This window comes from Paenibacillus sp. SAFN-054 (assembly GCF_051966755.1).
In the GTDB taxonomy this organism is placed as follows: Bacteria; Bacillota; Bacilli; order Paenibacillales; family Paenibacillaceae; genus Paenibacillus_AQ.
In genome coordinates, this window is sequence record NZ_JBQCKS010000001.1 from 1019220 (window position 1) to 1044250 (window position 25031).

Genomic DNA, 25031 nt, shown 5'->3' on the forward strand with positions numbered 1-25031 from the left:
CAACTAATCGTAATTCGGAAGCGTCTATTCATCATACACGTAAAAGGCAGCAGAGGTGGAACAGATGAATATAAAAATGATGACGATATTCGGTGCCGTACTTGGATCCATGCTCGTTTGGGCAGGAAGTGCGGCTGCGGAAAACCGGTTTACCGATCTTCAGCAGTCGAAATGGGCGGAAGACGGCATTAACTATATGGCTAAAAGAGGAACCGTTGCGGGATATGGCAATGGGAAGTTTATGCCTGAGAGATCTGTGACCAGAGCGCAAGCCGTGACTTTCATGGTGCGTGAGCTGTATCCGCAGCAGCTGCAGACAGCAGCGGAGGGGGCGAATTATAAGGATGTTCCGCGAACACATCCTTTTTACCGGGAGATCGCCATAGCCGAAAAGAATGGGCTTGCCAGCGGATTTCCTGACGGCACCTTCCATCCGGATGCTCCGCTCAGCCGCGCAGAGACAGCCGCATTTCTTAGCCGTGCATACTCGCTTGATGCAGGCAAGCAGCCCGTAAGCTTGAAGGATATCGAACAGCATTGGGCGGCAGCGCCGATTCTCATAATGGGCTCGAACCGTCTGATCGGCGGGTATACGGATGGTACCTTCAGGCCGGATCGATCGGTCACGCGGGCAGAATTTGCCGTATTTATGACTCGGGTGATCCGATTTGAACGTGCGGAAGCCATCCAGGCTCATGATTGGGACAAGCTGATGTCTTATATGACAGTCAGCGAGCAAGTCGGTCAAATGCTCATGCCTGATATCAGGCAATGGAATGGCCAAGCGACAACGACGGTCAACGAAGGATTGAAACGCAGCATCCACGATCTCGAATTGGGCGGACTTATTCTTTTTGATAAAAATATAATAAACGCACGGCAGGTCACGACGCTCACGCATGATATACAACTCGAAGCAGGCGACATTCCGCTGTTTCTTGGCATCGACCAAGAGGGAGGCGTTATTAAGCGAATTCCCGGCGGAACGAATTTGCCAGGTCAAATGGCGCTAGGCGCAGCCGGGGACTCATCAATGGCAGAAGCTGCCGGGAGACTGACCGGGGAGGAGCTGAAGGCGCTAGGCGTGCAAGTCAATTTTGCCCCGGTACTCGACATCAACAGCAATCCGGACAATCCAATCATCGGCATGCGCTCCTTTGGTTCGAATGCCGATTTGGTATCCCGTTTAGGCATCGCAACCATAAACGGACTGCGGCAATCAGGGGTCATAGCAGCAGTCAAGCATTTTCCAGGGCATGGAGACACGGCGGTAGATTCCCATCTGGGCATGCCGGTGCTTACGCATAACAGGGAGCGGCTTGATGCGGTGGAACTGAAACCGTTCCGGGCAGCTATTGATGATGGGGTTGATATGATGATGACCGCTCATATTGCTTTTCCGGCCGTGGATAATGAACACGTTATCTCGCTCAAGGACGGAAGCAGCGTGCCGCTTCCTGCCACGTTATCGAAGAAGGTGCTGACCGGACTGCTTCGGGGCGAACTGGGATACAAAGGGGTCATCGTTTCTGATGCGTTCACCATGAACGCGCTATCGGAGAACTTTGGGGAGAATAAGGCGGTGGAGCGTGCGGTTTCGGCTGGCGTAGATATCATCCTCATGCCGCAAGACTCGGCTGCCGCACATCAAACGCTGGTGAACGCGGTGAAAAGCGGGACGATTCCGATCGATACGATCCATACGTCGGTGAAGCGGATTCTGGAGCTTAAAGCAAAATATGGTTTGTTTGAACCTACTGAGAGCCTTGCGCAGAAATTAACCGTTCTTAACGGTATCATCGGATCGGTGGAGCATCGCAAGGTGGAGCGGGAAATCGCCGAGCGGGCGGTCTCATTATTGGCCGGCCGCGACGGGGAGCATCCGGATCAAATTCAACATGGCGACCGCGTTGTTATTGCCGCTACCGATGTGGAGCAGGCGAAGCAGCTTGAGAGGCAGCTGAAGCAAGCCGGAAGTGATCTATCATTAAAGACGGAGATAACCCTTATGGGACAAGGAACAACGAATAATGCACTTCAGGCGATCAGTAAGGCGGATTACGTCATCCTGGCCTCTTATCAGTTCCGGAACGTGGCCAGTCAGTTCGGGTGGGCGGATGTTCAAACCTTGATCGAAGCGTTGAATAAGCGAAATATGCGCTATGCGGTGTTATCGCTCGGTAACCCATATGAGCCGATCTATCTGCACAATATACATTCAGGTATTGCCGTCTATGGCAAACAGGAGCCGAATACCGAAGCAGGGATCAAGGTGCTGCTCGGTAAACTGAAAGCCGGAGGCGTGCTGCCGTTGACTGCGGATTCAAGCAAGGGCAGTGATCATTAAAGAAGGGCAAACTTTCCAAACATGGAATGTATACGAAGAATGCAAGCATAGCAATAAGCCTCTCCTTCAAGGAGAGGCTTTTGTATTCAGTTTGATGTGTTGTGCTGCTGAATCAGCGGCGATGGACGCGTACCGGAAGAGAAGTCAGCGTCTGTCCGGTTGCGGAAGGCGTCAGATGTTCTTCCAGCTTGAATCCTGGTACAGGCTCTATTCGTTCGAAGTGGTCCATGAAAAGCCCGAGCCCGACGTTAGCCTCCAGTCTTGCTAGCGGAGCACCGAGGCAGAAATGAGGGCCATTGCCGAAGGACAAATGTTTCTTGTTGTTCGGACGGTGAATATTCAGTGTAAAAGGATCCTTGAAAATGGCTTCATCCATATTGGCGGCACTCATCCATGCGACGACGACATCGCCTTCTTTCAATTTCACGCCAAGTACTTCGTTATCCTGCTTCACGGTACGATCCATTTTGGTAATATTGAAACGGTAGCGGAGCATTTCTTCCACTGCATTTGGAATCAGCTCACGGTTCGATTGGATTTCGTCGTAAAGCTGGTCGTTGTCATATAAGAAGGAATAGAAAGTGCAGGAAAGGAGATGACTTGTCGTTTCGATGCCGGCACCCAGAATGAACATCGTCATCCGGACAATTTCGTCATCCGTTAAACGCTCCCCATCTACCTCGGCTTGAATCAGATCGGAAATAATATCGTCGGTCAAATTTGCTCTTTTCGAAACGACATGAGGGAAGAGGTATTGATAGTACTCCTTGGCTGCCCGGCGCTTTAGCTCCTGAACATCGTCATTGTTTTCTTTGGTTAGCGGAAGGAAGAGGTGATCGACCCATTTTTTGAACAAGAACCGATCTTCGGGCGGTACGCCCAGCAATTCTGCTATGACGATGGTGGGCAGTGCGCTGGAGAAGCTTTTGACGATATCAATGACGGGCTCATCGCCCATATCCTGGATCAACTGACGAACGACTTCATGAATACGCGGTTCCCACAGCTTCAAACTTCTCGGCGTAAAAGCAGCGGACAGCAGACTGCGGCTCTTGCGGTGTTCCGGGGGGTCCGTACTCAAATTGACTCGGCCTGAATGCTGTCCTTCCTCATTGTCAGCACCGACGCTGATCGTCGTGCGCGCCCGCACATTGGAAAAGTACTCATAATCGCTTAACACGCGTTTGACATCCTCATAACGGAATACATTCCACGAATCCGTAGCTTCATTGTAGCTGATTGGCTCATGCTCCAAGTGATGCTTGTACCATTCATAAGGGCTGAATTCCTCAGCAGCTGAGCGAAACTGGGTGATTTCAGCTAAGGAGATGACTTCCTTTTGCATATACTTCACTCCCGTTTGTTGGATTGGTTGAATCTGGTTTATTGACAATATGTCAATCGTAACACATCCAAAAATGGGTGACCACATTCGAACGACCCATGCCGAAAGGTCTGAGCATGCGTTTCATTTCCATTTGTTAAAAGCCTTTTAGAGTCATGGGTAGATTGCGAATTATCACACTTGCTGCTGAAATAGGACGTCATCACGGGGATTGGGTATAGCGAAGTGAGCCGGTGTTCCTAATATGAATGAGAAGTAATCTGCCTGGTAAGCTGGGGGGGAACGGCCTCCCTTTAAGCGGAAGGCCGTATGCTGGAATTAATAGAACGACATTGGCAGCTTCAGGGATACTTCCGCTTTGTCCCTTTCCTGCAGCCCCCGGTCACTGAGAAACTGCTCGCGTAGCTCCTTTTTGCTATTTGCCAGAGCATATTTCACGCTAATATCGACGACGTTTTGCTGCGGCTTAAGTTCCGGAAAGTCATCCACCGAGAAAATGACAGCCTCAGCTTCGTATGGAGCCATCTGGCCATCTTCACAGTCAGAGCCGGTTTCTTGACCGCATGGATTCACGGTAAACGTTCTATGCTTCGGATTCTGTTTACGTATTTCCCCATTGATGCCGCCATCAATGTATCGAATGCTGATTTCTCTGCCTTTTTTCGTATTTTCGACCGCAGAAGTGATATATAGTTTGTTTGGAACGGCATTGTTTTTCTCATCTACCGCTCCTTTGACCAGAAAAGCGTATTGGTATCGGATGCTTATATGGTCTTCGATTTCCGAAATTTCGCTTAAAGGATGCGTAATTACCGACTTGGCTGACTTAATGTGTTCCACATCGAATAATGCCTTCAGGATGGCATCTGGATCCGATTCCTGAGGCACCGTTTGTTTACTGGAAGCACTGCACCCTCCGAGCAAGGCAGTCAGTGCAGCAAAAATGATCAAAAGCAGCCGTTTATTCACTTGGTTCATTTCCAGATGGAACCTCCTTGAAATTGTCTTATTTGTAAGTTTGGAATAATGAATATATCAAAAATTAAATTAATAGATTTTATGGCGAATGGCAAGTCATTAATAAAGTATAACCTTGAAAGTACGAAACGGAATCGGGTTCCTTACCGTATGTTAAACTGATCATGCTAGTTTTGTTGGCAGGGAGGACGTTAATTTATGGCTAAAAGGCAAATAAGGAGTACCCAATATATAAACCAGGGCAGGACAAAGTTCAAAAATGGAAAGCGAAAAAAGTCCCCACAAAAGAGCCGAGGCTCGCGAATCTGGTTCGGTTTGCTGAAGTTCCTCGGCTTCTTCGTGTTGGCAGGCCTGCTTTTGCTATTGTGGGAATCTGCAAGACTCTCTTTAGTCATATCGAACGCCCGTCCGATCGATCAGTTGAGAGCTGACACCACCGGGATCGTCAGGCTGGAAGGTGTGGCAGAGGGTATGACTCAAGTGACAGATGAAGGCAAGCTCCGGGATCGGTATGCGCTGCTTCAAAAAGAGAAATTTCAATGGCACTGCAGCAAAAGCGGCTGCGATTATCAGTGGGACGAAGACCTGAAACCGGATGTTCGGGGCAGCTTCATGCTGAATGGCGTGAACGTGCAGGCGGATTGGTTCCGTTTCTATGACGATTGGCTTCCGCTGGATACGACGACCGTCATTGCGGAACAAACACCCAACATTCACGAAGGCGGTTCATCCCGGCCGCTGCTCGTGGAAAGTCCGAAAAAAACGGCGTTCGGTTATTATGCCGTGAGCCCCGGGGAACAGGTTACAGTTATCGGCAGGGCTCATATGGGGCGTCTCGAGCCCATTGCCTATCCAGGCAAAGACGGGCAGAATGTGCTTCTGATCGGAACGAGCGTTGCGCGGATGCTGTCAGAGGAAAGAGAAAGGCAGATCGGATTCGGGATCGTTGCCGGCATTGTGTTCCTTGCACTGCTCCCGATCATGATTGGATGGATCCGCAAATACAGCAGGCTCTTGACGAAATAATACAATATAGTTATTATAGACACATTAAGTCCGTAATGAATATGCATTGTCCTGTAGATCACAGGGCAATGCATAGCTTGGATAAATAATAGATAATAAATATCTATTATATCTAAAATATGAATTGGAGGGATTTCATTGTTAAATTACGATTGTGCCATTGTCGGTGGAGGGCCGGCGGGATTAAATGCCGCATTGGTGCTTGGCAGAGCAAGGCGTGCCACTGCGCTGCTGGATAACAGCCGCCCGAGAAACGGCGTAACTCACGCTTCACATGGGTTTATTACCCGTGATGGTGTGAAACCGGCCGAATTCCGGCGCATTGCTTACGAAGAAGTGCTTCGTTATCCATCTGTCCATCATTGGCAGTCTGAGGTCACCGACATTCAACGGACGGATGGCGGCTTTAGCCTTCGAACGTTTGCCGGTGAGCAGCTGCATGCAAGCAAGCTGATTTTGGCCGCCGGTCTGAAGGAAGAGCTCCCCAATATCGAAGGTATTCGTGAATATTATGGTAAAAGCCTGTTCAACTGCCCGTTCTGCGACGGTTGGGAGCTGCGTGATCAACCGCTTGTCGTGATCTCGGATGTTCCAGCGATAATTCACAAGGTTAAGCTGCTGCTAAACTGGAGTCAGGATATTGTCGTCTGCACGAATGGCTCGAATATATTAAATAATGAAGAGCGGCAGCAGATGGCAGTTCGCGGAATTAAGGTTGTGGATACGCCCGTCACTGCCTTATCCGGATCAGACGGTCAGTTGGAACGGGTGCATTTTGAGGATGGAACGCATATCGAACGAAGTGGAGGGTTCATCGATCCGCTGCAAATACCGAATGCCTGCTTCCATGAAACGTTAGGATATGAAACCACCCCAAACGGAGGAATTGCTGCGGATGAAATGGGACGCACTACAGTTCCCGGTATTTTCGCGGCAGGCGATTCAGCCTATGTCATGCCTTCTCAGCTGGTTTTTGCCGCAGCATCAGGCAGTAAGGCGGCAATTGCGGTAATGGCCGAGCTGACGGAAGAGATCTGGCAGGCGAATGAATTAAAATAAAATATGCGCAAATGATTATTTTTTCGCGCTTCCGGAACAGGATTTTCCCTGTTTTTGGCGAATGGTTAATACACCTGACAACGCCGAAATGAAGTCCTTCGCTGCCGTTTCTATCGGTGGTGGCTGCAGAATTGCAACAATGATGACGGAGGGGATATCACTGCGATATCCCCTCCGGTATATCGGGATCTTTCGGATCATACCCTTACCCAAGAAAGCATACCTAGTGAGTCAAATAACTGTATCAAGGAGGGCGAGAAATTCATGAAAGAAGCGATCATGGATAGATTGCACAACTTTCTTCTCAGGGAGGACAATATTACGCTCCTCGGCAATCCGGCGAGCCTGGAAGAAATAGAAGATGCAGAGAAACGGTTGGCCGTACGCTTTCATGATGACTACGTACACTTTATTCAGACGTTCGGGGGAGCATACGCGGGTCTTGCGGTACACGCCTTTTCAAACGGCTCCAGCATCGGACGCGAAACGGTTATCGATCTTACGCTCAGATTCCGGGATCAGTACAAGGAACATGCTTTCGCAGAAGCGCTGCAGAGAAGCTATGTGATCTCGATGGACGGCTCAGGCGACCCGATTATCATTAATCCGGCAGGGGAGATCATCATTTTTCATCACGATACCGGTGAAATGAGGCTACTGGCAAGTTCCTTTGAAGCTTTGATTGAGGAAAATTTTTATGAATGGTAAGTACGAGGGTAATGAATAAGTCCGCAGACACTGCGGGCTTTTTTTTGTCTTTCAATTTATACATAACATCGCTTCTTCGGGGAAAGATAATAGAGTTCACGAAGGAGGTACGATGAGTTGGCACAAGAAAAACGTAATGCAAAAGAGAAAAAACTGAAATGGTGGCAGTTGTCGCTCCTCGGAGTCGCCTGCACGGTCGGTACAGGTTTTTTCCTAGGGTCTCATATCGCAATTCAAATCGGGGGTCCCTCGGCGGTCATCGCATATGCATTGGCGGCTTTCGGAGCTTATCTCGTCTATGACAAGCTATCCCAAATGACGGCCGAAGACCCTATGGAGGGTTCTTTTCGTTCGTATGCCAAAAAAGCTTTTGGAAGGTGGGCGGGATTCAGCAGCGGCTGGGTCTATTGGTCGTCGGAGCTCCTGATTATGGGCAGTCAGCTTACCGCTCTCGCCTTATTCTCGAGATTCTGGTTCCCTCAAATTCCCATGTGGTGTTTTGCCGCGGGGTACGGCGTTCTGGGTCTCATCATCATCCTGATCGGGACCAAGGGTTTTGAACGGATGGAGAGTATTTTCGCTGTAATGAAAATCGCCGCAATTTTCATGTTTCTGGTTATTGCCATTTTGGCGATCACAGGCGTCTTTAAGACAAGCTCTCATGGTCCTGCTTTTCCGAAGGACTGGATTCCCAACGGGTTTACCGGTTTTTGGGCGGCGCTCATCTTTGCCTTTTACGGTTATGGCGGGCTCGAGGCTCTCGGTTTGATGACGATGAGACTGAAAGAGCCGAAGGACGCGCCGAAAGCCGGGAAAGTGATGCTGCTGCTCCTCATGTCTATCTATGTGATCTCTATCGGATTGGCCTTGATACTTGAGCCTTGGAGATCATATATCGTAACGAAAAGTCCGTTCGTGGTGGCACTCGTGGATTATAAGCTGCCATTTGTTCCGCATTTGTTTAATGCGATACTGATCATTGCAGGTTTCTCAACGATGACTGCCTCTCTATTCGCCGTAACGACCATGATCGTAACCTTGGCCAGCGATGGGGACGCCCCTCCGTTTTTCACGAAAGGCAAGAAAAAAGAGGGCAAAAAGCCATTGCCAGCCATTGCGCTCACGGCAGCCGGGCTTGTCGCCTCGGTTGTAGTTGCGCTCCTGATGCCAAAGAGCGTCTATGAATACATTACAACAGCAGCAGGGATGATGCTTCTGTATAACTGGCTGTTCATTTTGCTGACGTCCGGAAAGCTGCTGAAGCTTACCGGTTGGGGGAAAGCCAAACGGTATATCGGGATGATTCTCATCAGTTTTACGCTTGTGGGAACCCTTTTTCATAAAATAAGCCGCCCGGGATTCTTCATCAGTCTAGGCTTCATAGTCGTGATCGGCTGCGTCACGCTGATTATGCGACACTTCTGGAATAAAGCGGACCGCGCAAAAAAGGATGAATCAGAATATGACTCGCATGCCAAAGCCGGTATAACCCGGATACGAGGTCGGGGTAAGGTCCGATAAACGTGAATGATGATTGAACCGCCTACAGCAGGCGGTTTTTTTGTCGTTTGTATATTTCAAGGCATAATGAGGCGCTTTTTTTACATAAAATGTACAGGCTCATTATAAGAAAGCGGGAGTGAACGCGATTGAATGTGAATTTGTTAATCAGCTACATTGTCCTGGGACTCACGTTGGCTGCTCCCATCGGGCCTGTCAATTCGGCCAGACTGGATAAAGGCATCAAGAACGGTTTTTGGCATGCTTGGATCGTTGGGGGCGGCTCGATGCTGGCCGATGCCACGTTCATGCTACTGATTTATTTGGGACTGGTTCAATTTCTCAATATTCCGATCGTGCAGATTTTTTTGTGGTTATTCGGTGGATTTGTCCTCATCTATTCGGGCATTGAAAGCGTCGTTAAGGTGAATAAAGTGGAATTATCTTCCGTAAGAAAGAAAAAAGATTCCTTATTAAGCTGCTTTTTGCTAGGTTTCTTCATGTCGATTACAAGCCCATTGTCCATATTGTTTTGGCTTGGCATTTACGGCTCCATCCTTGCAAAAACCGCCTCCGCTTTCGGTACAAGCCATCTGCTGCTGTACAGCAGTATGATCTTCCTTGGACTGGCGCTATGGGATTTGTGTGTAGCTGGATTAACGACAGGATTGCGGCGTTTCTTAAATCACAAAAGCCTCACGGCGATCTCGGCGATTTCCGGAATTTCACTCATTGGTTTCGGCGTCTATTTCGGATTTCAAGGCATCCAGGCGTTATTCACGTAATGGTAATGAGCGGGCGGCTGCCCAAATATGCCGCAGGATGGTGCGGACAATGCGACAGCATAGGCTAACAAACATACACTGTTCTCAGTCGGTTAGGTAGAAGTCTAACTTTCAAATCCACTGTGAAAGGACAGTACCCCATGCTGAGGTCCACTGTGATCCCGATTCAATACCAATCCATTCTGAATAAAATTCAGACCGCTGTTGCCATACAAAAAACCAAAACATATTTTCAAAACGGACTTGAGAACGCACTTTGTTTAACAAAAGTTTCTTCGCCGGTTTTATTAAAGGAAGGCACAGGCATCAACGACAATTTAAACGGGACAGAAAGAATCGTTTCCTTCGATGCCTTAGATATGGAAGAAGGGAGAGTCGAAATCGTCCAGTCGCTTGCCAAATGGAAAAGGTCAACACTTGCTCAATACGGATTTACTGCCGGGGAAGGCATATACACCGACATGAATGCGGTAAGACGAGACGAGACGATGGATAATTTGCATTCGATTTACGTCGATCAATGGGACTGGGAAAAGGTCATTTCCGAAGATATGCGAACCATCGAAACCTTGCAGAACGAGGTCCGTAAAATTTATGATGTGATCAGATCCACGGAGTCCTATTTGTCTGACATCTATCCGTCCTTGCAGCCGATTCTGCCGGAGCGAATTTTCTTTGTTACGGCCCAAGAGCTCGAAGACCAGTACCCAAGGTTATCCCCGAAAGATCGCGAGAATGAAATTGCGAGGAGACACGGCGCGGTGTTCATCATGCAAATCGGCGGACGAATGAATTCAGGACAAATTCACGACGGCCGTTCCCCGGACTATGACGATTGGACGTTAAACGGTGACATCCTGTTATGGTATCCTCTTCTTCAATGTGCTGTGGAAATATCGTCTATGGGCATCCGCGTGAATGCCGAATCGCTGTCCGATCAGCTTTTTGCCAGCAATAAGATGAATCGCTTGAATCTGGCTTTTCACCAGGCTGTGCTGCGAGGCGAGGTTCCTTCAACGATCGGAGGAGGAATCGGACAATCCCGGTTATGCATGTTTCTCTTGCGCAAAGCCCATATTGGGGAAGTACAGGTATCGGTATGGAACGAGAGGACCTTGAAGGAATGCGAAGAGGGGAACATACCGCTGCTATAAACTTCTAAGTCGAAACGAAGAATAACAAGTTATGCTAAGCCGCGTAAAATGCGGCTTCTTTGTGTTGGTGATCATAGTCGATGTGTTCGAATGCTTGCCGTCAGGACTAAAGAAACTCATTCGGTTGCATGTATTTCGATGAATTTCATAATGATGACAACCCTTGTCACTATTAACGATTAAACTAAAGTCAGATTTACAAGATGAATAATAAGAAAGGATGAACCAATCATGTATGTTACGGTTGCGGATTTTGTTACCGAATGGAAGAAGGAGGCTGTGTTGACCCAAAATGTGCTGGATGGCATCACAGACGATTCGCTTCAGCAGCAGGTGTATCCGGAAGGACGTACACTGGGCAGAATTGCGTGGCACTTCGTAACGAATATCCCCGAGTATTTGACTGAATTCGGGCTCGTGATCGATAAGGTGCAGCATTCGGAGGAGGTTCCTTCTGCGCAGAAGATTGCCGACACATTTCGATCCATCAGCGCCAAAGTAGCTGAAGCAATGGAGGAACAATGGTCTAATGAAGACCTGAAGACGGTACAGAACGCTTTTGGCAGACCCGAATCGAATGCAGCCATCTTGATGGGATTGATCAAGCACATCGTACATCATAGAGGACAGGTTACCGTGCTGATGCGCCAAGCAGGATTAGCCATTCCGGCGGTATATGGACCTTCCAAAGAAGGCTGGGTACAGATGGGATTCGACAAGCCGCCTCTATAGCAGCCCAGCAGGTTGTGCCGAAGTCATCTTCATAAAAAAACAAGGAGCGGCATGTCTGTAAGCTCCTTGTTTTTATTTTGCATTACAAGCTCTCGATAACAGGCCGGTCAAAAACGCGGGGAGAAGCCACTTCAGCGACACCACCATCCATCCTCCTTGGATGAGGCCGAGCAGCAAAAGCCTGTTCCCCGTCTGCCTGGCTGAGATCCCAATACTTGAATAACGATAAACATTTGCTTCCCGCCTATTGGCTGATATGGATTTTATCTATCCATGATCACTTCTATTTGAGGAAGCCGTCTTTAAAGATTTTCAACAAGTATTCAAGCGTTGTCGGGTCGCTATAAGTCGAAGCTTCTGTATCGATCTCGATCACATGGTTGTTTTTGACTGCCGGTATGTTTTTCCATGTGTCCGTCTGCATGAAGGAGTTGTCTCCCGTCGCACTTCGGCTCAGTACGATATAGTCGCCTGCATAATCGCTAATGACTTCCGGTGAGAGCGTATAATAGCCGGGGCCGAGGGCGTCTGTTTTAACCTTCTCCGGCATATTCAGACCCATGGCTTGATAGATAATCTCCGTACCGCGTGCCCACGCTTTACCGAACACGTAGAAGCTTTTGGAATCTGTCTCGAATACCGAAACTGTGGCGTTCTCGCCGATTTTCCCTTTGATCTCATAGCCGATGGCTTTTGCGCGCTGTGAGAAGTCGTCAACCCAGGTCTGGGCTTCCTTCTCCTTGTTCAGCAGTTTACCGATCTCGATCTGCTGCGCCAGATAATCTCGTTTTCCCCAAGTGTAAGCAACCGTCGGAGCGATCTTCTTCAGCTTATCCAGACTTTTGCTGGTTGCGTCGGCGATGATCAGATCCGGACCCAGCTCAATGATCTTCTCCAAGTTTTCGTCGGACACCACCGTTGCGTCTTTCAGTTTGTCAGTGAAGAGGGGGTTCTTGTTCGTCCATTCGTCGACTCCGACGATTTTGCCACCCAGCGAGAGCACGTTTGGCGCGTTCGTAAGCGCGATAATGCGCTGCGGATTAGAGGGTACTTCGACTGGACCGAATTCGGATGCATACGTCACTTTTGCTTCGGTTTCAGCTGAGCTTTGTTCACTTGTGCTGGCACTGGCTTGGGTAGAGGAGGCGAGATTTGATGCATTGTTGCCGCAAGCGGTAAAGATCATCATGGATAACATAAGAAGGAATGGCATAAGTCGTTTGCTGTTCATTTAGGGTCCCCTTTTTAATTGATATTGATTCTCAATCTCATTGTAAATTGAGAATATCAATATTCTCAGATGTTGTCAATCAAATCATACGGGGCTTTGAGGCTTTAACCTGGCGACATTCTTTTCCTTTCGATATAATGTTCGATATGACAGGCAGAAAAATGAAGGATCGTGTGAAAGGAGAGGGAAGAACTGGAGAACCGTATTATTGAATACTGCTCATTGAAAAAAGGAGCGACCAAGGATTATCCCTTTGGATCGGACCCCTTGGTGTTCAAAATCGCGGGCCGAATGTTCGCGCTTGTGTTTCAAGGCAAGGGGGAGGCCCCACTTTACATAAATCTCAAATGCGATCCCGTGATCGCTGCGAATTTGCGAGAGCAGCATGAGGCCATTCAGCCGGGTTATCATATGAACAAGCAGCACTGGAATACGGTGATGATTGACGGTTCTCTGTCACCGTCGGACATTTTGGCCATGATTGATCACTCTTACGAGTTGGTCGTCCAGAAGCTTCCTAAAAGCCTCAGACATACTCTCGCAGCCGTGAAATAAACTCCGCACGTTGAATGATCGAGATAGTAAAAAGCCTCTTGGCTTCGCCAAGGGGCTTTAACTGTTGCTGTATGGAGCATATGTTCCATATCCATTGTAAATTTTAGTCTATTTTGCACAGATACGTGTTTAAAAAATCATTCCTGAACTTGCCCTCCGGATCGCAGCGCAACAGGAGTTTGCGGAATTCAGGGAGACGTTCATACAGCGCTTGCACTTGAGAGGGTTGCATGGTGAACAGCTTGGCCCAATGAGGACGGGCCCCCAAGGGAGCGAGGCGTTCCTCGATCATCGGCAGTACTTGACGCACTTCGTTCCAGTAGGGCTTCCAGGTAAAATGGATCGCTACCGAATCCTGCATGTAACAAGGGCTCATCCAAAGTTCATCTTTCGCAATGTTACGCACTTCGGATACGTAGAGGAGAGGGGAAATATGCTCTTTCAACTGGGAGAGGCTGCTTAGTGCTTGATAAGCATACTGCCGAGGCACAAAGTACTCGCTCTGCAGCTCTTCTCCGAAGCTCGGAGTGAACTCCATCCGGAAGTGAGGAAGCCGTTCGAACGACGGTCCTGGAAGACCCATCTGTTCGCTGCAATTCTCCCCGGATAACCCGGTGATGGGATGAACATTCTCGGAAAAGCGAACCGCACCGAAGAAATCGGTTGTCATGCCGTTGGCGGTGCCGTCAATTGTACGATGCTTCAGCCAGACTTGGTTCACCGAGGATGTCTTCCAGTCCGTAAACAAGCTGACGCTGTAAGCAGCGGATACAATCTCCTCAAAATGTGCTTGCAGCTGTTCCATAGGCAAATTCGCATAAACAAATTGCCTCATTTCGTAAGCCGGAACAATACCCAGCGTCATCTTCGTCACTGCGCCGAGCCCGCCCAGCGATACGGCTGCTGCTTCTACACCTATTCCATTTTCCTGATCCCGCGAGAATGTCATCACGTCACCATCGGAGCGGATAATTTCCATGCCATGAACCGCGGCCGCCAAATTCGCGTTCCGCACGCCCGAACCGTGTGTTGCGGTAGCACAGGCACCGGCAACCGTAATATGGGGTAGCGAAGCCAAATTGTGCAACGCGTACCCTTTCTTGTCTAGATATCTGCACAGATCCCCATAACGGATACCGCCTTCAACGGTTACCCTTAACTTATCACGATCAAGCTCGATCACCCGGTTCAGCTTTTCCAGCGAAAGGTGCGTGCCAGAACTGTCCGCAATTCCATTGAAGGAATGGCGCGTGCCCAGTACCTTGATCTTTCGGCTCTCCGCTATGATCTCCCTGACTTGCTCCACCGTTTCAGGGATATATAGTTCCGAAGCATGGTATTCATAGTTGCCTGCCCAGTTGTGATTTGGATACATTGGTTCGCTCCTCCTTCGCTTCGCGATTCCTGTATCACCAATGATAGCAGGGACCAGGATCGTGTCTCAAGCCTGAATAATGTAAGACGATGGCAGGATCCATGCAATGCTGCTTTTTACATCTTGTTATCTCATATCAATTTCTGCTGGACCGTCTAAAGAACGAGGTGGTAAATCATACCAATGTAACAAGGAATTGTGATGTTTGTTGGATACAAATGGCAGGTTCGTCAATGGATAATGAGTGGAGTCCGAGATTTTAGGCGAATTCTCGCGATATTAATCATCGGTTATTGAGAGGAGAGGGCTTGTGGGTAGATTTTTATCGAAATTGCTGCATGGTTGCTTGGCCGCTTCCCTATTGATGTTTTTAGGTGTTGGATTGGATTCTGCTGCTGCGGATGGGACGCAGTCTGTTGTCGAATGGTCAAGAGATTACGGAAGCCGTTCTTCGGGGAAGAGCGTGATTTCAACTTCTGATGGAGGTTATTTGGCCACAGGGACTGTATACGAGGCGGAAAATCCCGAAGATTATCCGCTTCAAAAGGCCTATGTTGTGAAAGTGGATGCCGAAGGTCAGGTCGAATGGGAACAAAAGCTTGTTCATAAATATACGAGTCATACGGCATACCTGGCCAAGGAGACGAAAGACGGAGGTTATCTCGTCTTAGGATCATCAAGGTCTGATGGCGAACCGAAAGACGAGCTATACTTGATTCGATTGGATTCGTCAGGCAAGGTATTATGGGAAACGGTAAAGGAGGACCCCTCGATCGACAGTACCCCGGTATCCGCACTCGAAATGGATGACGGCAGCTTTATGATCGCCGGAAGAGGGATGGTTAGTTGGGTTGCCTATGAACGTGCTTATATTTTGAAAATCGATGCGAACGGCAATGAGCAATGGTATAACAAGTATTCATTTACCGGCAGCGACTTTTTCACCGATCTGATTCCCGCAACCGATGGCGGATATATTGCTATCGGGCACACGGGCATGGCCGAGTATGAATCCAAAGAATATGACGCGATGCTGGTTATGAAGCTCGACGATCAAGGCAAGGAAGTATGGTCGAAAGAGTTTGTCGATCCGCGAACCCAATGGACTGCCTATTCCATTGTGCCTTCGGAAGATGGCGGGTATGCAATTTTAAGCCGAAAAAGCAATAACGACAAAAGATCAGCATTACTCACCAAAATAAATCTTGAGGGACAGGTGCAGTGGGAAAAAACATATACAGACGGCGATAACTCCGAACTGTATACCCGTCTGGTCCGCACGAAGGATGGATATGCGATGCTCGGAGAACACACGACCACAAACAGTTTAAATGAGCGGAAATCGCAGTACGGCGTATTAAGAGTTAATACGAATGGTGGACTGATCAGCCGGGAGCTGTTTAAAGGTCCTCCGATCACAAGTGTCGGTAAAGCGGCGGAAACAGCGGACGGCGGATTTATTTTTCCGGGAACGGTCTTGCGGGGAGACATATATAAATTACAGCTTATGAAATTGTCTCCTCCGGGGGACCAAGCACCAGTCGAACGAGTACTGTCGGGCATTTCTTATAAGGATGCAGTAAAGAAAATGAAAGCAGGTAATACCGTCTCTACCGTGCTTCAAGCTGTGTACGCCGACGGAAGCAAGGAAGATCTGTCCAGTGCCGCAATGTATGCATCGGGTGATACCGCTATTGCAGAGGTCGACGCATTGGGCCGGATTACAGGGAAATCGCCAGGAGAAACGTATGCCGAAGCCACCTATGAAGGGTACACGGCAAGAATACGAGTTCAAGTCTTACCTGAGAATACAGACGAATTCGATCCGGTGAACGGAGAAGTCTTGTTTGATTCGTATGAATATTCGGTATTGGAAGGTACGATGATTGATTTGAAGGTCACATTATATGACTATAAAACGCATGAGACAACGGATATTACCAGGCTTGTGACGTTTACCAGCAATCATCCGGACATCGCAGAGGTGGACCAGGAAGGAAATCTGATTGGCCATAAACTGGGATCGACTCGAATTTATGCCTATTACAAAGGAAGCCGCCATTCAGCCGGTGTACAGGTTGTCCGTTCAGCGGCCCCGCAAGAGGTGACGGACGGAGCATCGCTTTCGAACTAGGTGCGACGGGAGCCGTTGTTTATGTCTCATATTCACGGTTCGCAGCCTGATTGCTGGTGCAATCTCGTCGAAGTGCATGATGCAGGTAAACCAGCTAATGTTACGGGATACTGTTAATGAAAAAGTCCGACTCGTCGGGCTTTTTCCTATAAGACGGTTAATATTTGATCTACGAAAACAGCTCGCATTCGGGTTATTAATTGAGACCTGCGCCTTTTGCCGCATTGCAGGAGAATGACTATAATACCCATATATTATGACAAACAAGCGAATACACTTACAGGAGGGATAGCTCTTAAAGCTTTTGTTCGATCGAAGTCGACTTTCGAAGGAGGCGACCGTCATGAATGTGATTTGGTCCATTCGAACCGGAGTTCGGGATTTCCTGGAGGCGATCTATCGGAATGGCCAAGCTTGGGTTGAAAAACATCCGTTTATAAAAACGGTATATGCGATATTTTCCTGGTTGTCGCTTATCATGTTTGTTGTCAGCTTGTTGTTCATGAAAGAATCACGTACCATGATGGTTCAGTATTTGTGGTCCTATTATGTGCTCCTGCAGTTTTGGGTGTTGTGCCGGAGCAAAACGTTGCCGTGGAAGCAGATCGTCTTATTCGTGCTTGCAGGCGTTTTCTTTGTTATACCGATCACGACCCTTACGGTTCAAGCGCTGCACGGGATATTCGGCGGAAGAACCTCGGACACTTGGTCTACTGCCGTCGCCACGCCTATTTTTGAAGAATTGTGGAAGCTCCTTCCGCTTGGCCTATTTCTGATGTTCTCACGGCGAGCTTCTGCTTTAAGCTTAATCGATTATACGCTTATCGGAGCGGCAACCGGGGTCGGATTCCAATTGATGGAGGAGCTTTCCAGAAGATGGTTGAATACAGGTGCTATCGCTGAGAAGTATGGCTACAGCGTTACGATGCTGGGCGGGGAAACGATTCATTGGGACGTTTTCGCGCTTTTCCCCGGGCGTTTCGAAGAAAGTTTTATTCCAACGATGATGTCCGTCAGTCATCCGGTACATACAGCCATGATTGCCCTTGCAATCGGTATAGCTTACCGGCTGCGGACTAAACTGACAAAATGGGTATATCTGTTCCCTGCTCTTTTACTTCTGTGGTCCATTCTGGATCACGCTGCGTATAACGGACAGTTTGAGCTACCGGGCTGGATTCTCAAGCTTCATGATTGGACGGGTAGCGGTTATCATACCCGGCCGGTTTTTTTGTTCATGCTAGCCGCTTCGCTTATTGCGGATTACTGGTCTCTGAACAAAATACGCCATCGGCTGCCATCGCTGCAAAACGAGTCCGTTCTCAACCCGTTTTCCGAGTTGTGGAATATGACGCGCTCATTATGTACGGACCGAAAAACATTCATATACTGGTTAAGTTTTTACCGTGAGCGCAGGGAGCTTGGATTCCAGCTTCTGTATGGAAACGTAGAAGCGTCAGAGCGGGAAGAGCCTGTACGTGCACGGGTGAAGGCTCTTCATAAGGCACTGACGGGGATGGCTCTTATTGTGTTATTGGCCGGTCTGCTTGCAGGCTTAGGGGCGCATACGAGCGGCGGGGAACCGGCTTGTTTTGCCTGCTTGTTCGATTCGCTGCAGAATTGGTGGGATCGTCTGGAGTGGTATGAACAAGGCGCGATTATACTGGGTGCTCTCGCTTTGTCGCTGCTGTTCGTCGGATTCTGGCCGGCTTTAGGCATTGCGCTGACAGGCGCAGGCATCGCAGGTGGCGGGCATGAAATAGCCGGATATATCCGCAATCCGAGGAAGCTGTTAACGCCCGAAAATGCGCTGGGTGTTGTTATCGGTATTGCATTAAGCCGCATCCCGTTCGGAAAAGCGCTTGCGTGGGCTGGCAAAAAAGGGCGCCACTACCTGCGCAAGCTTCTCGATAAGCTCGGTTCAAGGAAGCCGCATGTCCCGGAACATCCGAAACCCCCAGGGCTGTCCAAAGCCGAGTTAGACCAAATCAGGGAATCATCCCCGGACTACTATCAAGAGCTCATGGACAAATACGGGGAGCAAGGGAAGTATTTTCGGAGATCCCCAGAAGAGTTTGACAGTTTAGCCAAGGACCCGGCCAAAAACTTCAAGATCAATGAGAAATCCAAGATCGAGAGGCAAGCAGGCTTAGAACTCGAGGCACGGGGGGAACTGCCTGGGCCTATAGTCAGGGATCCCAGCCCTCCCGGAGCTGAATTCATTGATGCGAACGGCGTGAAATGGGACGTCAAAGGATGGCACTCGAAATATGCCCCTAAGGGTTATTCCCTGGAAAAAGCAATTTCAGACATTGAAGAATCGCTGTCGAAAGGTGAAAATGTAATTATCGACTCGACCAAAATGTTCCCTGAACATATTCAGGAAGTGCGCGAGGCCGTTCAAAAATTAGGCTTAAGCGATAAAATATTGTGGTGGCCATAAGAAAAATAAAGAAAGGAAGGATGGCATGGATAAGGAAAACCTATTTGTGATGCACAGCCAGTGGGTATCCTCCGATGGCGAATCGGGCGAAAAACTCGAAATTGAAAACACGGAAATGAACGGAATGAATGTTACCGGTACGGATTTGAGTGGTTTATTGATTGTCGAATCTTCCCTTAACAATTCCATCTTAACCCGGAACGACATGAGCGATGGCTATTTCCTGAGCACCTCGTTCGACCAGTCGGATCTCTCGGATAGCATATTGAGTAAAACCGTGTTTGACTTTGCGTCATTCAAGCATTCCCTGTTGAGAAAATGCATGGGTATCAAGGCATCATTCGAGGATGCGGATCTGAGCTATGCGGATTTATCCGGATCGGATTTGCGCCGAGCTTCGTTTCGGAGAGCGAATTTGAGTCAGGCTAACTTTTCAAACACGGATTTGGCAAGCGCCGTGCTGGAAGGAGCTCTTCTCTATGGGACCCGCTTTAAAGGCGCAAAGGGGTTAGATGAAGTGACGGCCCAGCATGTTTTTGTGGGAACAGAAGAAGAATCCATTCGCCTTGAAGGCGACGATATCCGGAAATGGCTGATGGAGCAAAGCTGTTGAACATCATATTAAAATTTCTTACTTAAACGATCGACCTTAATGTAGGGGGAGTTTCGTATGAAAAAATTGCCGACGATTCCGCTGGAAAGAAGACATTACGACCATTCAGCCTAGATGATGCCCAAGCCGTTCAAGCATTGGCAGGCGACAAGTACATTGCCGAAATGACACTAAACATCCCTCATCCGTACGAGGATGGCATAGCTGAACAGTGGATCCAAACGCATCAGGATCATTTTCGTGAAGGCCGTTCCATCGATTTGGCCATAGTACATACAGAAGAACAGTACTTGATCGGCGCAATCAGCATCGGACTGAACAAGTCTTTTGATCATGGGGAACTGGGATACTGGATCGGTAAAGCATACAAGAACAAAGGATATTGCACGGAAGCGGCCAGAGGCATCATGCACTATGCATTTGAGGAAATGAATTTACACCGAATCTATGCACGCCATCTCGGCAAGAATCCTGCATCAGGTAAAGTCATGGAGAAGCTCGGGATGAAATATGAAGGATTGCTGAGACAGCATATCCGGAAATGGGATGATTATGAAGATCTCGTGCACTATGGTCTATTGAAGGAAGAATATACTCCCGGTGCATGACGAAAGCGAGATACCAAGATTCCAGTATGATGTAGGTCCATCCGAAAATATGCATACTTCATCGAAACATTCCAGAAGTCGGCTGCATTCTTTTCAAGATAGAATGAAAAAAGGCTTTATGCCAAGAGGTATATCGAAAAGAGTGCGCTGAGAATGGAGGAACGATGATGGAGATGAACATATTTCATGCGCTATGGGGAATGGAAGGCAGCTATGCTGAGCTGCTGTTCCGGGCAGCAGAGGAAGGATATGCAGGCATTGAAGCTCCGCTGCCGCCGAAAGAGCAGGAATCCGAATTTAAAGAACTGCTGCAAGAGCATCGCTTGTCTTATATTGCGCAAGTCGTGACGAGTGGAGATCACGCGTCTTCGTTTGAATCACAGGTATTGCGGGCTGGAGCCTTTCACCCGCTGCTCATCGTATCGCACAGCGCTCAAGATTCGATGCCGTGGAAAGAGCAGCTTCGTTTTTTTGAGCACGCGTTGTCGGTGCAGCATTCCGTCGGCATACCGATCGGCCACGAAACGCATCGGTCACGGGCGATGTTCACGCCTTGGACGACTGCGGAGCTGCTGCAAGAACTGCCAGAATTACGCATAACCGCCGATTTCAGCCACTGGTGCTGTGTCACGGAATCCATGCTTGAACAGCACCAGGCGGAGCTCGAGCTAGCTTTCAAGCATACGATCCACATCCATGCAAGGGTTGGACATGCCCAGGGTCCGCAGGTGCCCCACCCGGCGGCACCGGAGTATGCATATGAGCTGGCGACATTCAAAGGGTGGTGGAGCCGGATTTTTAGAGAGAGGGAAAGGGAAGGCGCTGCATGTACCACGGTCACTCCGGAATATGGTCCGCCGGGTTACATGCCAACTTTGCCGTTCACCAGGCAGCCCGTATCGGGGCTCCGGGATGTGAATACGTGGATGGCAGAATGGCTTCGCCAGCAGTTTGGCTAATGCAAGCCGCCAATCCCCTTGCCATTGCACCTCTTCATATGGAGTTCATGAAATGAGATATGTTAAGATAAGAAATGGTGATCAGAATGAGTAAACATACAGATAAAACCAATGTGATGCGGATTCTCGACCAGAAGAAGATCCCCTATCAATTTCATACCTATGACAGTACGATGCTTAATGCCGTTGAAGTCGCGGATTCTCTTGGACACGACCATGAAGTGGTGTTTAAGACACTCGTCACCTCGGGTCGGACAAAAGAACATTATGTTTTTATGGTGCCGAGCGATAAGGAGCTTGATCTCAAAAAGGCAGCGAAGGCAGCCGGCGAAAAGTCCTTGGAAATGATCCCCCAAAAGGAACTGCTTCCTTTAACGGGCTATATTCATGGGGGTTGTTCACCTATCGGGATGAAAAAGCAGTTTAAAACTTTCGTCGATCATTCCGCGAATCACTATGAAACGATTTGTTTTTCCGGCGGACGGGTTGGATACCAGGTGCAGCTATCCCTCCGGGATTTACAAAAAGTCATACCCGTAATTCCAACCGATCTTACCAAGGCGTTGTAACGGCAGTCGAATCCTGGAAATATGCTGACCATCAAAAGGCAAGGAGCTTCATCTCCTTGTCTTTTTGATTTGCAATTTTTGATTGGGAAATATCATTTTGTTTATCTGTCAGGATCAAATGATTATATCCGTTCATTCCTTCAAGAATATGGTAAAGTGGATAAATAAGAACAATCAGCCGGAGCGCTTATGCATCATGATCCCGAACATGATTAGAAATTCATTTACCGAAAGGAAAATCAATATGAAGCTTGTTATTACGGGGGCTACTGGCCAACTAGGACGTCTCGTTCTACAACATTTACTTCACAAAATTCCGGCAAATCAGATTATTGCGGTGGTGCGTCATTTGGAGAAAGCCTCGGCACTTATGGATTCAGGAGTTGAAATCCGGCAGGGGGATTATAACGATCCAGAATCGCTCCGACATGCTCTCAAAGGAGGAACGAAACTGCTGTTTATCTCAAGTCCGGATTCCGACGATCCCCTGCGTGTCGTACAACATGCCAATGTCGTCAAAGCAGCGAGGGACGCGGATATCAAGCATATCGCTTATACCAGCTTTGCTTATGCCGAGGACAATCCATACGCTCTCGTCCACTTGGCTACCGAATATGCCATTCGCTCAACGCATATTCCGTATACCTTCTTACGTAATGGTGGATATTCAGAATTTTTTATCAATCCGACCCTCCAAAAAAGCGTCGAAACCGGATTAATCATAACCAATGCCAGGCATGGAAGAATCAATTCGGTTAGCCGCAGCGACCTAGCCCTTGCTGCCGCAATCGTCCTGACAGAGGATGGACATGAAAACCAGGCATATAACCTTGTATCAGGGCATCCATGGACCTTTGACGAGTTGGCCGAGGTTCTCTCCGAAGTATCCGGTATAAGCGTCATCCATCGCTCGGTTTCCTTCGAAGAAGAAATGGAAACGCTCATGCAAGCAGGCATGTCCGAACGACTGGCCCAAACGACGGCATTTGTCTACAAAACCGTTGCGGAAGGAACTATGGAGAAGACCGGTAACGATTTACGCAAGCTGATCGGATTTCAGACGCCTCTGAAAGAGCTGGTTGAAAAAGCTTTGAAAGGCTAATAAGGTATCAACGGAAACTGTACAATTATGCATGCAATGTATCTTATAAGGGAGACATGTCGCCAATAAAAATATCTAAAAAATAAGCAATTCAAAAGAAGTCAAGAAGCTTGTCTTGTGGTAAAATAAACGGGCTGATGCCAAAAACATAAAGAAATAACGGAAAATAGGAGGGAGAAATACATATGAATACTTCGGGTGCCGCTGCTGCTTCCCCATCGGTGGATGTCAGTAACGTGAAAAAGCTGCCCATTCTGGTCTCATTAATATTGGGAGCATTCTTCTCCATATTAAACGAGACGCTGCTCAATATCGCTTTTCCTGAGTTAATGGTTGAACTGAAAGTATCAGCCCCCACACTGCAGTGGCTCGCTACGGGCTATATGCTTGTCGTGGCTGTATTGGTTCCCGCTTCGGCGCTGCTCGTACAATGGTTTACGACGAGACAAATGTTCCTGGGTGCCATGATAATCTTCACGGTCGGGACGATCGTGTGCGCATTCGCCCCGGAATTCTCCGTTCTGCTGATCGGACGGTTGCTTCAGGCTGCTGGCAGCGGACTGATGCTCCCGGTCATGATGAATACCATCCTCATCCTGTATCCCCCGGAGAAAAGGGGAGCGGCAATGGGAACGATTGGACTCGTGATCATGTTCGCTCCTGCGATCGGGCCGACGCTTTCCGGCTTGATTCTGGATTCCTTGGAGTGGAGATGGCTGTTCTATCTCGTATTGCCTTTCGCGATTATCTCCATCGTTGTAGCCTCTATCTATCTAAAAAATGTTTCGCAGCCTACTAAACCTAAAGTGGATTTCCTCTCGATTATCCTGTCAACGATCGGATTCGGAGGTATCGTATACGGCTTCAGCAGCTCGGGTGAAGGCAAATGGTCGCATCCGGAAGTTTACGGTACCATTCTGATCGGAGCGGTCGCGCTTCTCTTGTTTACCATCCGTCAGCTTAAGCTGCGCGATCCGCTTATGGATTTAAGATCGTTTAAATTTCCAATGTTCACCTTGACGGCTCTTATGCTGATTATCATGATGATGACGTTGTTCTCTACCATGTCGCTGCTTCCATTCCTTTTCCAGGGAGCATTAGGAATGACCGTTTTTGCATCGGGCCTGCTGATGCTGCCGGGGAGCGTACTGAATGGACTGATTTCCCCGATTACCGGTAAATTGTTTGATAAGTTTGGTCCGCGTGCCTTGATTATTCCGGGAAATATATTTCTGGTCATCATTATGTGGTTCTTCACGCGCGTGACCGTCGAAACGTCCAAGGTGGAACTTTTGATTCTACACATTTGCATTATGATTGCCATTTCGATGATCATGATGCCTGCCCAAACGAACGGGATGAATCAGCTGCCTGCGCGTTACTATCCGCATGGTACAGCCATCCTGAACACCCTCCAGCAGGTAGCGGGGGCGATCGGCGTGGCGTTCTTCATCAGCGTGATGACTTCGGGCCAAAACAGCTTCCTGAAGGGATCATCTGATCCGGGTTCACCCGGGCAGCTCGCCCAGTCTATGGTAGCCGGTGTCCACAATGCCTTTATGATCGGATTCTTCTGCTCGATCGCTGCACTGGTTCTCGCCCTGTTCTTCAAACGGGTTAAAGGACCGGCCAAAGAGTAATCGATGCATGGGACTATTTCATAATAGATGTAAGATAAGAAGAGACTGTCGGGCCAGCCCGGCAGTCTCTTCTTTTTTTGGGCCCAACATTCCATATTAATTCCCCTATTGAGGTGCTCTCGAGCTTATGGGGGACATGCTGTAGAGATTATTTTGGCGGATTAGATA

General features: G+C 48.5%; 21 protein-coding genes. 17 read left to right on the forward strand and 4 right to left on the reverse strand.

Annotation, left to right across the window (positions count from 1 at the left end; all coding sequences use genetic code 11):
* Positions 1 to 76: 76 nt before the first annotated feature.
* Positions 77 to 2347 (forward strand): glycoside hydrolase family 3 N-terminal domain-containing protein, encoded by a 2271-nt coding sequence (locus tag ACTHPM_RS04795; protein WP_440421447.1) that lies wholly within the window; start codon positions 77 to 79, stop codon positions 2345 to 2347.
* A gap of 112 nt (positions 2348 to 2459) precedes the next feature.
* On the opposite strand, the gene ACTHPM_RS04800 is transcribed toward ACTHPM_RS04795, so the two are convergent.
* Both ACTHPM_RS04800 and ACTHPM_RS04805 read right to left on the reverse strand, forming a co-directional pair.
* Positions 2460 to 3692, reverse strand: a complete 1233-nt coding sequence (locus ACTHPM_RS04800) for a cytochrome P450 (protein WP_440394051.1) — start codon at positions 3690 to 3692, stop codon at positions 2460 to 2462.
* Between the two features lie 318 nt (positions 3693 to 4010).
* On the reverse strand, positions 4011 to 4670 hold the full coding sequence (locus tag ACTHPM_RS04805; protein ID WP_440394052.1) for a hypothetical protein: 660 nt from the start codon (positions 4668 to 4670) through the stop codon (positions 4011 to 4013).
* 357 nt (positions 4671 to 5027) lie between these two features.
* Here ACTHPM_RS04805 and ACTHPM_RS04810 point away from each other — a divergent pair, with 357 nt between their 5' ends.
* From ACTHPM_RS04810 to ACTHPM_RS04840, 7 genes are all read left to right on the forward strand, one after another.
* Complete coding sequence (locus ACTHPM_RS04810) at positions 5028 to 5696, forward strand: hypothetical protein (RefSeq protein WP_440394053.1); 669 nt, start codon at positions 5028 to 5030, stop codon at positions 5694 to 5696.
* Positions 5697 to 5834: 138 nt separating this feature from the next.
* Positions 5835 to 6755, forward strand: coding sequence for an NAD(P)/FAD-dependent oxidoreductase (locus tag ACTHPM_RS04815; protein WP_440394054.1), 921 nt, complete (start codon positions 5835 to 5837; stop codon positions 6753 to 6755).
* A gap of 264 nt (positions 6756 to 7019) precedes the next feature.
* Positions 7020 to 7463: an SMI1/KNR4 family protein gene (locus ACTHPM_RS04820; protein ID WP_440394055.1), complete on the forward strand. Its 444-nt coding sequence runs from the start codon at positions 7020 to 7022 to the stop codon at positions 7461 to 7463.
* Positions 7464 to 7580: 117 nt separating this feature from the next.
* A complete protein-coding gene (locus tag ACTHPM_RS04825; RefSeq protein ID WP_440394056.1) occupies positions 7581 to 8984 on the forward strand; it encodes an amino acid permease in 1404 nt (467 codons plus the stop codon).
* A gap of 128 nt (positions 8985 to 9112) precedes the next feature.
* Entirely contained in the window at positions 9113 to 9748 is a 636-nt protein-coding gene (locus ACTHPM_RS04830; protein ID WP_440394057.1) for a LysE family transporter, read from the forward strand.
* Between the two features lie 140 nt (positions 9749 to 9888).
* Entirely contained in the window at positions 9889 to 10902 is a 1014-nt protein-coding gene (gene asnA, locus ACTHPM_RS04835) for an aspartate--ammonia ligase (RefSeq protein ID WP_440394058.1), read from the forward strand.
* 231 nt (positions 10903 to 11133) lie between these two features.
* Positions 11134 to 11634 (forward strand): DinB family protein, encoded by a 501-nt coding sequence (locus tag ACTHPM_RS04840; RefSeq protein WP_440394059.1) that lies wholly within the window; start codon positions 11134 to 11136, stop codon positions 11632 to 11634.
* Positions 11635 to 11917: 283 nt separating this feature from the next.
* On the opposite strand, the gene ACTHPM_RS04845 is transcribed toward ACTHPM_RS04840, so the two are convergent.
* Positions 11918 to 12832, reverse strand: a complete 915-nt coding sequence (locus ACTHPM_RS04845) for an iron-hydroxamate ABC transporter substrate-binding protein (RefSeq protein WP_440394060.1) — start codon at positions 12830 to 12832, stop codon at positions 11918 to 11920.
* A gap of 225 nt (positions 12833 to 13057) precedes the next feature.
* Here ACTHPM_RS04845 and ACTHPM_RS04850 point away from each other — a divergent pair, with 225 nt between their 5' ends.
* Complete coding sequence (locus ACTHPM_RS04850) at positions 13058 to 13420, forward strand: MmcQ/YjbR family DNA-binding protein (protein WP_440395356.1); 363 nt, start codon at positions 13058 to 13060, stop codon at positions 13418 to 13420.
* 103 nt (positions 13421 to 13523) lie between these two features.
* Here the strand turns inward: ACTHPM_RS04850 and ACTHPM_RS04855 are convergent, their stop codons facing one another.
* Complete coding sequence (locus tag ACTHPM_RS04855) at positions 13524 to 14795, reverse strand: FAD-binding protein (RefSeq protein ID WP_440394061.1); 1272 nt, start codon at positions 14793 to 14795, stop codon at positions 13524 to 13526.
* A 310-nt stretch (positions 14796 to 15105) separates the two neighbouring features.
* Between ACTHPM_RS04855 and ACTHPM_RS04860 the strand changes: the two genes are divergently transcribed.
* From ACTHPM_RS04860 to ACTHPM_RS04895, 8 genes are all read left to right on the forward strand, one after another.
* Entirely contained in the window at positions 15106 to 16929 is a 1824-nt protein-coding gene (locus tag ACTHPM_RS04860; RefSeq protein ID WP_440421449.1) for a hypothetical protein, read from the forward strand.
* A gap of 343 nt (positions 16930 to 17272) precedes the next feature.
* The gene (locus ACTHPM_RS04865; protein WP_440394063.1) at positions 17273 to 19372 is read left to right on the forward strand and encodes a PrsW family intramembrane metalloprotease; all 2100 of its coding nucleotides are present in this window, start codon (positions 17273 to 17275) and stop codon (positions 19370 to 19372) included.
* Positions 19373 to 19397: 25 nt separating this feature from the next.
* Positions 19398 to 19985, forward strand: a complete 588-nt coding sequence (locus ACTHPM_RS04870) for a pentapeptide repeat-containing protein (RefSeq protein ID WP_440394064.1) — start codon at positions 19398 to 19400, stop codon at positions 19983 to 19985.
* Between the two features lie 137 nt (positions 19986 to 20122).
* A complete protein-coding gene (locus ACTHPM_RS04875) occupies positions 20123 to 20593 on the forward strand; it encodes a GNAT family N-acetyltransferase (RefSeq protein WP_440394065.1) in 471 nt (156 codons plus the stop codon).
* Between the two features lie 167 nt (positions 20594 to 20760).
* Positions 20761 to 21552 carry a sugar phosphate isomerase/epimerase family protein gene (locus ACTHPM_RS04880; RefSeq protein ID WP_440394066.1) on the forward strand — a complete coding sequence of 264 codons (792 nt, stop codon included), beginning with the start codon at positions 20761 to 20763 and terminating at the stop codon, positions 21550 to 21552.
* An 86-nt stretch (positions 21553 to 21638) separates the two neighbouring features.
* On the forward strand, positions 21639 to 22121 hold the full coding sequence (ybaK, locus tag ACTHPM_RS04885; protein WP_440395357.1) for a Cys-tRNA(Pro) deacylase: 483 nt from the start codon (positions 21639 to 21641) through the stop codon (positions 22119 to 22121).
* Between the two features lie 244 nt (positions 22122 to 22365).
* Positions 22366 to 23223, forward strand: coding sequence for an SDR family oxidoreductase (locus tag ACTHPM_RS04890; protein WP_440395358.1), 858 nt, complete (start codon positions 22366 to 22368; stop codon positions 23221 to 23223).
* A gap of 185 nt (positions 23224 to 23408) precedes the next feature.
* Complete coding sequence (locus ACTHPM_RS04895; protein WP_440394067.1) at positions 23409 to 24863, forward strand: MDR family MFS transporter; 1455 nt, start codon at positions 23409 to 23411, stop codon at positions 24861 to 24863.
* The last annotated feature ends 168 nt before the right edge of the window (positions 24864 to 25031 follow it).